The organism is Spongiactinospora gelatinilytica, assembly GCF_003236385.1.
Classification (GTDB): domain Bacteria; phylum Actinomycetota; class Actinomycetes; order Streptosporangiales; family Streptosporangiaceae; genus Spongiactinospora; species Spongiactinospora gelatinilytica.
Window position 1 is genome coordinate 1 of record NZ_POUA01000538.1, and the last position, 3,787, is coordinate 3,787.

4 protein-coding genes are annotated in these 3,787 nt (G+C 72.7%); all 4 read left to right on the plus strand.

Annotation, left to right across the window (positions count from 1 at the left end; translation table 11 throughout):
- A partial coding sequence (locus tag C1I98_RS36465; protein WP_233508489.1) for a hypothetical protein occupies positions 1 to 621 on the plus strand: 621 nt, incomplete at its 5' end.
- Between the two features lie 55 nt (positions 622 to 676).
- On the plus strand, positions 677 to 1,087 hold the full coding sequence (gene ndk, locus C1I98_RS36470) for a nucleoside-diphosphate kinase (protein ID WP_111171838.1): 411 nt from the start codon (positions 677 to 679) through the stop codon (positions 1,085 to 1,087).
- A 209-nt stretch (positions 1,088 to 1,296) separates the two neighbouring features.
- Positions 1,297 to 2,328, plus strand: a complete 1,032-nt coding sequence (locus C1I98_RS36475) for a rod shape-determining protein (RefSeq protein ID WP_111171839.1) — start codon at positions 1,297 to 1,299, stop codon at positions 2,326 to 2,328.
- Positions 2,328 to 3,620 (plus strand): rod shape-determining protein MreC, encoded by a 1,293-nt coding sequence (gene mreC, locus C1I98_RS36480; protein ID WP_111171840.1) that lies wholly within the window; start codon positions 2,328 to 2,330, stop codon positions 3,618 to 3,620. Before C1I98_RS36475 ends, mreC begins: the two co-directional genes overlap by 1 nt.
- Positions 3,621 to 3,787 lie beyond the last annotated feature (167 nt).

The following is a 3,787-nucleotide window of genomic DNA, read 5'->3' on the forward strand; positions in this document are numbered from 1 at the left end:
CGGCCACCACGGCGGCCGGCGTTCGTGCCGGCCGCCGTGGTGGCCGTGGGCGCGGCGTGGGCGGTCGCCAGGGCGCGCCCGCACACGCCGGTGATGGTGAGCGAGGCGGGGCTGGTGGCGCTGGTGGCCGGGCTGTGCGCGGTCTGGCGGCTGGTGCCGACCGAGCAGGGGATCATACTGCTGCTGCCGTTCGCGCTGATCGCGGCGGGTGCGGCGGTCGCGCTCACCGCCGCGCTGTCCTCGGCCGGCACGGACGACGCGCTGTTCGCGCTGTCGCTGTGCTTCCCGGCGATGCTGGCCGGGTTCCTGCTGGGCAGCGGCATCCAGTTGCCCGGCATGCGCGCCGCCACCTCCCCGGAGGGGCTGGCCGACGCGTTCCTGTCCGCGCTGGACCTTTGGACGCTGGCCGCCGGGCTGCTGGTGGTGGCCGTGATCCTGCTGGCCGCCTTCCTGGCGCGGCGCGAGTCGTACGCCGGGGAGCCGGCCGGCGTGGGCGCGCCCCTGGAGATGCCCGACGAGCCCGGCAGACCCGATGGCGACGACGCCGAGGCGGGTGAGCGCCCGGCCGTACCGCCGCCCACTCCTTCGCCGGAAAGCGGCGGATCGCCGCAAGGACGGTAGGCTTCGCGCATTCACCGCATTCTGCGAGAGATTCCATGGTTGAAGGAGAACCACAGTGTCCGAGCGCACACTTGTCCTGATCAAGCCTGATGGCGTGGCCCGTGGGCTGGTCGGCGACGTGATCGGCCGGATCGAGCGCAAGGGCCTCACGATCGTGGCGATGGACCTGCGCACCCTCGACGCCGACACGGCAAAGGCCCACTACGCCGAGCATTCCGGCAAGCCGTTCTTCGACAGCCTGGTGGAGTTCATCACCTCCGGCCCGCTGGTGGCGATGGTGGTCGAGGGTCCGCGGGCGATCGAGGCGTTCCGTGGGCTGGCCGGCCTGACCGACCCGGTCAAGGCCGCGCCCGGCACGATCAGGGGCGACCACGCGCTGGAGATCGGCGAGAACATCGTGCACGGCTCCGACGCGCCCGAGTCCGCCTCCCGGGAAATCAAGATCTTCTTCCCCGACCGCTTCTAGCGGCCCACGCACACACGACAAAGGGCGCCGTTTCCGGCGCCCTTTTGCGTTCCCGAACCGAACCGGCGATCCGCGGCCAGGGGCGGGGCGCGGGAAAGTTTTCCCGGGGCCGGGGCGGCCTTTGCGGTTGACGGTGGGTACGTCACGTTACGATGCGAATGCGGTAGGTGACCGTTCGCTGATCGACGTATGGAAGGCCCGGCGTCCCCATGGGTAGCAAGCTCGCTCTTTTCGGCCGTGACATGGCCGTCGACCTCGGCACCGCGAACACGCTGGTGTACGTCCGGGGGCGCGGCATCGTGCTGAACGAGCCCTCCGTGGTGGCCCTCAACACCGTGACCGGCAAGATCGTCGCGGTGGGCGTCGAGGCCAAACGGATGATCGGCCGCACGCCGGGCAACATCCTCGCGGTGCGCCCCCTGAAGGACGGCGTGATCGCCGACTTCGAGGTGACGGAGCGGATGCTGCGCTACTTCATCCAGCGGGTGCTCCGCCGCCGCCACTTCGCCAAGCCGCGCATCATCGTCGCGGTGCCGAGCGGCATCACCAGCGTGGAGCAGCGGGCGGTCAAGGAGGCCGGCTACCAGGCCGGGGCCAGGAAGGTCTACATCGTGGAGGAGCCGATGGCCGCGGCCATCGGCGCGGGCCTGCCGGTTCACGAGCCGACCGGCAACATGGTGGTGGACATCGGCGGCGGCACCACCGAGGTGGCGATCATCTCCATGGGCGGCGTCGTGATCAGCCAGTCGATCAGGGTCGGCGGCGACGAGCTGGACCAGGCGATCATGACGTTCGCCAAGAAGGAATACTCGCTGATGCTGGGCGAGCGCACCGCCGAAGAGATCAAGATGGCCATCGGCTCGGCGTGTGAGCAGCAGGACGAGGGTCATGCCGAGGTACGCGGGCGCGACCTGGTCAGCGGCCTGCCCAAGACGGTCGTGGTGTCGGCGCACGAGATCCACAAGGCCACGGAGGAGTCGATCAACGCGATCGTCGACGCCGTGAAGTCCACGCTCGATCGCTGCCCGCCGGAGCTGTCCGGTGACCTGATGGACCGCGGCATCGCCCTGACCGGTGGCGGCGCGCTGATCAGGGGGATGGACGAGCGGCTGCGCGACGAGACCGGCATGCCCGTCCACCTGGTGGACAACGCCCTCGACTCGGTCGCGCTGGGCACCGGCAAGTGCGTGGAGGAGTTCGAGGTGCTGCAGCAGGTGCTCGTGCCGGAGCCACGGCACTGATGCGCGACACCCGCCGCACCCGGCTCATCCTGGCCTTGCTGCTGGCCACCGCCCTGGTGCTGATCACCGTCGATCACCGCGCGGGGGCGGGCTCGCCGTTCGGCCCGCTGCGCACCGCGGGCGCGTCCGTTTTCGGTACGGCCGAGCGGGCCGTGGCGGGGGTCACCCGCCCGGTCGGCGACTTCTTCGCGTCCCTGGCGTCGGCGCCGTCGGCGCAGCGGCGGGTCGCCGAGCTGAGCGCCGCCAACCAGCGGCTGCGCGGCGAGCTGGCCGCACACCGGCTGGACCAGGGCAGGTCGACGGAGTTGCGGTCCATGCTCGGGCTGGCCGGGCGCGGCGGGTACAAGATCGTCGCAGCGAATGTCATCGCCAGGCGCGGCCTGCCCGGGTTCGAGGACGCCGTCGAGATCGACGCGGGCGCCGCCGACGGGGTGCGCCGCGAGATGACCGTGATCAACGGTGACGGGCTGGTGGGCAGGGTCGTGCAGGTGGGGCCGACGACGTCCACGGTGCTGCTGCTCAGCGATCCGGCCTCGGCGGCGGGCGCGCGGCTGGAGGGCGGCAGGGAGATCGGGGTGGTACACGGCGTCGGCGAGACGGGGAGCCTGGTGCTGTTCCGGCTGCTGGACTCCACGGCTCCGATCGCGGCGGGCAGCCGCATCGTCAGCTTCGGGTCGCAGCGCGGCGTGCCGTACGTCCCGGGGGTGCCCCTGGGCGTCGTGGAGCGGGTCGAGGCCACGCCGGGGGAGCTGACGCGGGTGGCGTACGCGCGACCGTACGCGGACCTGTCGGCGCTCGACGTGGTCGGTGTGGTGGTGCAGGGGCCGCCGCGCGACCCTCGGGACGCGGTGCTGCCGCCGCGCCCGTCCGAGGCGGGCCAGCCGCCGGACACCGAGAAGGACCGCAAGGGCAAGGCCAGGCGGGCCCGCACGGACGAGCGTGATGGCGCACCGGCGGCCCCCGAGACGGGGCAGGAGCCGGGCGTGGGGGCCGCCGAGGGCCAGGAGACGGTACGTCAGCGGCGGGGCCGCACGGGCGACTCTCCGCTCGGCGGCGAACCGGGCGGCAGTACCGAGGGGTTCCCCCACCGCAACCGGCCCTTCGACCGCCCGCTGGACCGGCCGCTCGATCGGCCCCTGGATCGCCCGCTCGACAGACCACTCGATCGGCCACTTGACCGGCCGCTCGATCGGCCGCTTGGACAGGCGGGCCCGCAGGCCCCGGCCGAGCAGCGTCACCCCATGGTGACCGACTGGCGGGGGCGGCCCCTGGACGAGGTGGGAGCGCAGTGACGGCACGGGCGGCGCGGGGGCGGTCCGGCCGGAGGCGGAGGTGTCGCGATGGTGGCGGGGGTGCTCGTGGTGGCCGCGGTGCTGGTGCAGTTGACGCTGCTCAACCGGCTGACGCTGCCCGGGGGTGAGGTGCCCGACCTGGTGCTGCTCGTGGTGGTGGCGTGCGG